This window comes from Scopulibacillus darangshiensis (genome assembly GCF_004341035.1).
Taxonomy (GTDB): Bacteria; Bacillota; Bacilli; order Bacillales; family Sporolactobacillaceae; genus Scopulibacillus; species Scopulibacillus darangshiensis.
In genome coordinates this window covers 1-5,159 of sequence record NZ_SLXK01000078.1, presented here as the reverse complement: position 1 = coordinate 5,159, position 5,159 = coordinate 1, and the positions used below count along the sequence as shown (strand labels likewise).

Genomic DNA, 5,159 nt, shown 5'->3' with positions numbered 1-5,159 from the left:
TATTTTTAGACTCTTTGTCAAGGAACATTTTTCAACGTTGACAAAACTTAGAAACACTAGGGATACACTAGTTTATTAAGGTGCGAAGTTTGAGTAAATAATATGCCGTCATCGCCAACACCCTTAAGCATTTGTGATTCAGCTTTACGGCACGCAGATTTTGCAAAAAACTTTTTTGAAAAAAGGGTTGAAAGCAGTTTCCTCCACTTTTTAACATTCTTGCGTTTCCTTGGCAACAAATGCGACAAATCCGGTGTCCATCGATTTTTGGTAATAAACCTTTTATGACCTAAAATGAGGACTGGTGCAAAATGAGCCCTGACATAAGTACTGAATTTGTAAAAGCTAAAAGGAAAGATGCTTGGTGAATGAATAATAAAGAGCGGAAACGGAAAAATGTTTGGCCAAGGGTAAAGCCCGTTAAGTGCTAACATAAATTTTGTTGAAACATGGGTATTTTTTAAACCGCCATGATCGAGTATAAATGACTCAGCCTTTTTCATATTTCCATCGGAACGGTTGGCATATCCGGAAAAAAGCAAGGCAGTATAAGCCTCAACCGTTGCTGAGAGATGCCCCGTCGTATCATCATATAGTTTCCAAGCACCATTCGACTGTTGTGTGCTTAACAGACGATGAACAAGCTTTTTTATCAAATCTTCGTCGTTGTAATCGAGAACCCGCAAGATAATGATCATATTAGCATCAGTCATTGGACCGCTTTCGAAGCAATATCTAAATGCCCCGTCTTCACTTTGTTTTTCCTTTATGTCATGTATCAACCCCTGTATTATAGGGTCAATCTCTGTAGGTGAAATCATTTTTTCGTCCCCCGTAACCAAATCGAAGCCACTTGTTCTATTAATATAATTTATGAAGGTTACTTGGCTGAACGGAACAGGAGAACTGTCTATTTTTCCGACTCTATTTAAGGAAAGTTTGATATGTGCCCTAGCTTCTTAAAATATTTTACATACATTATTAAGGTGACATTGAAATAACAAAAAAAGGAGTTTTGCAATCGTGTTTGGACCAAATCCGTACAAACAACAACATCCCTTTATGCCATTCGGCGGATTTCCGCCACAAGGCGGCCCGCCCTTTTTTCCCCCGAAACAGGGTCCCCCTTCGTTCTTTAATCAGCCGTCATTTTTTAACCAAAAATCATTACCGCAGGGCCAATTTCCATTCTTTAATAACCAAGGCGGCAAAACAGGCTTTGGCAACATACAGAATACCGTTGGTCATGTCATGAATGGCTATAGTATGTTAAAACAGCTGGGACCGCTCATGACGCTTTTTAAATAACTGTATGCGGCAAAAGTTAGGCGCAAAAAAGAAGAAAATAATCACCCTGCTTGTTCATTTGGCTAAGGTGGTTATTTTCTTCTTTTATATGTATAGGGCGCCCTGAGGCGCCGCGTCTTTATCATTGTTATTTAGTATACGTAAGCCGCACCAACAATAATTAACAAAATGAAGAGAACAACGATTAATGCGAAGCCACCTCCGGCATAACCGCCGCCGCCGCCGCATCCGCAAGCACCGCCAGCATATCCTCCCATAGCTTTCACCACCTTTTTCTTATGTCTCTATAAAATATGATAGTGTAGATGGGTTTGAGAGGGCTTTTCGCCAATTTTTATGACCTAATTTCAGAAGAAAACTTTGAATAAGAGCAGACGGGGTTTTTTTGGTCTGGTCACTGTCACAATACTAGGCGAACACCATATACATATTAAAATGGTAATCTGCCTCGGGGAGGGAAGACAATGGAAGCTAGTTTTATAAAAAAGGCGCTGCAAGAGGTCGGGATTGATGTTCCTGAAAAAGACATTCCTTATATTCAAATATTGGTTAAAAAGGTTTCACCGGTTGCCCCGCGCTTAGACCCGCGTCTTTTAAAAGATGTTGATCCAATCAAACTCTATTCTTGGAGGTAAAATGGCATGGAACCGATTTATTACGCGACAATAAGTGAACTTGCCCCCCTGATCAGAGCCAAACAGTTATCACCGGTTAAATTGACGGAAGCAATCCTGGCCAGAATTGAAAAACTCGACCCAACTCTGAATAGTTACATCACCGTTATTCCTGAACACGCACTTCAGCAGGCCAGACAAGCGGAAGCGGAAATTATGGCCGGTAAATATCGGGGACCCTTGCACGGGATCCCGTTTGCTCCGAAGGATATATATTATACTAAGGGAGTAAGAACGACAAGCGGATCAGCATTTTTACGACATTTTGTCCCAAATTACAATGCTACGGTGATTAAGCGGCTCGAGGACGCCGGCTGCATCCTGACTGGAAAATTGAACATGAATGAATTCGCTGTCGGTGAGACAAATATCAATACCCATTACGGCAACGTAAGGAATCCGTGGAATACTGATTGTATATCCGGAGGGTCGAGCGGTGGCAGCGGAGCGGCTGTTTCAGCGGGGCTTTCCGTTTTTTCCATAGGGACTGACAGCGCTGGATCCATTAGGGTCCCCTCTGCATTTTGCGGTGTATACGGATTAAAGCCTACTTATGGCCGGGTTAGCCTATACGGCATTCCCGTCCTAACCAAGTCGCTTGTCGGTGCCGGTCCTATGGCCCGAGGCGCTGAAGATCTTGCCATTGTCATGCATACGATTGCCGGATTCGACCCGAAGGATAATACAAGTGAAAGGGTACCGCCGGATAATTACTACTCATATTTAGGAAAGAGCATAACAGGAATCAGGATCGGGCTTCCGGATTACTTCTTTAAAGATCTGGATCAGGGTGTCCACTCCCATGTTTGGCGTGCGATTCGAGATTTGGAAGGATTGGGTGCCCAGTTCAAAGAAGTGTCGATGCCTGAGCTATCAATGTCATTGGTGGCAGAAGTCGCGACAGAAGGTCCCGAGGCAGCGGCTTACCACCACGAAATCTTGACTACTCCGAAAAAGGAGCTTTATCAGGATTATACCCGCATCACATTGGAAGCAGGGGAATTGACGACCGGCATGCAATATGAAAAGGCGCAAAAAGCTAGACGCGTCATGCGCAATGCCTTTTATCGAACATTTGAAGATGTTGATGTGGTGGCAGCTCCAACCGTGCCGATTACAGCGCCTCATTTCACGTCACATCCGATAGAGCAAAATCTTGATGTTTGGATGCGCTGTACGCCTTACACAAGTCCCGCTGATGTTACCGGTCTTCCCTCTCTTTCTTTTCCAGTCGGGATATCGAACGGGCTGCCGGTTGGCATGCAAATACTCGGGAAACCATTTTCGGAAGGGCGCTTGTTACAAATCGCGTATGCTTATCAAAAGGCGGTTTCATCAAATAAACTCATGCCGATTCAATAAACCCCAGGCAGAATTAAAAGGCCCGTTAAGAATCCCGGTGAAGGTTTCTTAACGGGTTTACCATCATATCCTTTAACAGAATTCACCCTTTTTAAAGCGACAAAGTGCATCTTCGAAGATGAACAGGTGAAAGACATCATCTAATGCCAGACGCCGAATAAGCGGTTCGATATCGGGATCATTAAGCTCTGCAAGGGTTCTTGCGTACACCTTAATAATACCCATTTCAGCTGCGATATCGGCTTTAAGGCGATCCTCCACATTTGTGCCATAAATCGCTTCAGAGCCGTTCCAAAACATTTTATCGGAGTTGAAATACTTTGGATTTCCGCCGAGCCTGTCAATCAGCTTTGCGAGTGTCCGCGTGTGAAAATCTTCGTTTAAATCGACGCATTTTAGTAATCCGGTGAAGTCTGGATGATTCGGTTCCGCTACGATATATTGGTACCGGAAGGAATTCAGAGCAGTAAATTCACTAATTGCACCGGAATAAACATCGAGAAGGATTCTTGCTGCCTTTTTATTCTTTTGGAACCGGATCGATGGGTAGGGAAGTCCGGCCGAACAAGTAAATTCGTTAAAATTTTTACGGCCGGCAACGATCTCATCTAACCTTCTTCTTGCTCTTCTTGCAATTTTTTCTGCAAGTTCTTCACTGACATAATCCAATGTGTTCGTCACAAAGGTTATACTGTTTGACGTGTTATTCAATGTTTTTACCACCCTTTTTCAATTAAAAGATTAGTAGACTAGGATTAATATTTTTTAGCTGATAATGCATAGTATGAAATGATCTTGATAATTGATTAAACCTTTGCAATGATCAGTTTAAAAATAGAAGATTTACCTAGTAGAACTAGTCTCAAAAAATTGAAATTAGTTCCAGTAAGAAAATCCCTGATTTAACTTGTTATTTTAAGTTTTAATCGATATAATACAAGCAAATGAATAGTAATAAACTCGTATAATGGCGGGGATATGGCCCGCAAGTTTCTACCGGATGACCGTGAATCATTCGACTACGAGTGAGAAGGATGCATGAGTCACGAATCTATTTTTTTATGTAACCAAGCCTAAGGGCGATCTCACTCTTAAATGAGATTGCCTTTGGGCTTTTTTTGGTTGGAGGAGGAAAACATCAATGGAATTATTGCAACAGTGCATTCAAGAAAAGGGTAAGGTGATTGACGGACACATCCTTAAAGTTGATCGCTTTCTTAATCACCAAGTCGATCCGATGATAATGAAAGCTGTTGGAGAGGCTTTTGCAGATGAATTTAAAGATAAAGGGATCACCAAAATCGTAACGATTGAGTCATCGGGAATTGCGCCGGCTGTTATGACAGGGCTCATTTTAAATGTACCGGTGATCTTCGCCCGGAAAAAACAATCATTAACACTGCAAGATGATTTGTTAACAGCTGAAGTGTATTCGTATACGAAGAAGGAAGCAAATCATATTTATCTTTCAGGGGCCTTTTTGTCTGATAAAGATCGCGTTTTGATCATCGACGACTTTTTAGCAAAAGGTGAAGCGGCGCTTGGATTGATTCGTCTTGTTGAACAATCACAGGCAGACGTTGCCGGTATAGGAATTGTCATCGAAAAGTCGTTTCAAGAAGGCAGGGAAAAATTGAATAAGTTAGGCTACCATATTTGTTCACTTGCTAGAATCGCCTCGTTACATGAAAATAGAATCGAATTTGTCAATGAAGATAAGGGTAGTGTCAAAAGTTCTATGAAAAACCTGCATGGGTTACAATAACTACCATTTGATTTGAGATAATACCCGCAATCGCTCTTGACAAACAGTCG

Annotated in this window: 6 protein-coding genes, 1 pseudogene and 1 riboswitch; of the genes and pseudogenes, 4 read left to right on the top strand and 3 right to left on the bottom strand. The window is 42.1% G+C overall.

The window, feature by feature from the left end:
* Positions 1 to 56: 56 nt before the first annotated feature.
* On the bottom strand, positions 57 to 821 hold the full coding sequence (locus tag EV207_RS22710; RefSeq protein ID WP_132748720.1) for a hypothetical protein: 765 nt from the start codon (positions 819 to 821) through the stop codon (positions 57 to 59).
* Between the two features lie 202 nt (positions 822 to 1,023).
* Here EV207_RS22710 and EV207_RS22705 point away from each other — a divergent pair, with 202 nt between their 5' ends.
* Positions 1,024 to 1,308 (top strand): hypothetical protein, encoded by a 285-nt coding sequence (locus EV207_RS22705; protein ID WP_132748717.1) that lies wholly within the window; start codon positions 1,024 to 1,026, stop codon positions 1,306 to 1,308.
* Between the two features lie 131 nt (positions 1,309 to 1,439).
* On the opposite strand, the pseudogene EV207_RS22700 reads toward EV207_RS22705, so the two are convergent.
* Positions 1,440 to 1,523 (bottom strand): annotated as a pseudogene (locus EV207_RS22700) (YjcZ family sporulation protein); the annotation flags it as partial.
* Between the two features lie 249 nt (positions 1,524 to 1,772).
* Between EV207_RS22700 and EV207_RS23260 the strand changes: the two are divergent.
* Together EV207_RS23260 and EV207_RS22695 are read left to right on the top strand one after the other, a co-directional pair.
* The gene (locus EV207_RS23260; RefSeq protein ID WP_165887048.1) at positions 1,773 to 1,943 is read left to right on the top strand and encodes a hypothetical protein; all 171 of its coding nucleotides are present in this window, start codon (positions 1,773 to 1,775) and stop codon (positions 1,941 to 1,943) included.
* A 6-nt stretch (positions 1,944 to 1,949) separates the two neighbouring features.
* Complete coding sequence (locus EV207_RS22695) at positions 1,950 to 3,344, top strand: amidase (RefSeq protein ID WP_132748711.1); 1,395 nt, start codon at positions 1,950 to 1,952, stop codon at positions 3,342 to 3,344.
* A gap of 72 nt (positions 3,345 to 3,416) precedes the next feature.
* Here EV207_RS22695 and EV207_RS22690 read toward each other — a convergent pair whose 3' ends face one another.
* The gene (locus tag EV207_RS22690; RefSeq protein ID WP_132748708.1) at positions 3,417 to 4,055 is read right to left on the bottom strand and encodes a ferritin family protein; all 639 of its coding nucleotides are present in this window, start codon (positions 4,053 to 4,055) and stop codon (positions 3,417 to 3,419) included.
* Between the two features lie 229 nt (positions 4,056 to 4,284).
* Positions 4,285 to 4,386, top strand: a riboswitch (purine riboswitch).
* Between the two features lie 99 nt (positions 4,387 to 4,485).
* Here EV207_RS22690 and EV207_RS22685 point away from each other — a divergent pair.
* Positions 4,486 to 5,109, top strand: coding sequence for a xanthine phosphoribosyltransferase (locus EV207_RS22685; RefSeq protein ID WP_132748705.1), 624 nt, complete (start codon positions 4,486 to 4,488; stop codon positions 5,107 to 5,109).
* Positions 5,110 to 5,159 lie beyond the last annotated feature (50 nt).

Coding starts and splice junctions, on each gene's coding strand:
- EV207_RS22710 (WP_132748720.1), bottom strand. CDS start 821: ATGATTTCACCTACAGAGATTGACCCTATAATACAGGGGTTGATACAT.
- EV207_RS23260 (WP_165887048.1), top strand. CDS start 1,773: ATGGAAGCTAGTTTTATAAAAAAGGCGCTGCAAGAGGTCGGGATTGAT.
- EV207_RS22695 (WP_132748711.1), top strand. CDS start 1,950: ATGGAACCGATTTATTACGCGACAATAAGTGAACTTGCCCCCCTGATC.
- EV207_RS22685 (WP_132748705.1), top strand. CDS start 4,486: ATGGAATTATTGCAACAGTGCATTCAAGAAAAGGGTAAGGTGATTGAC.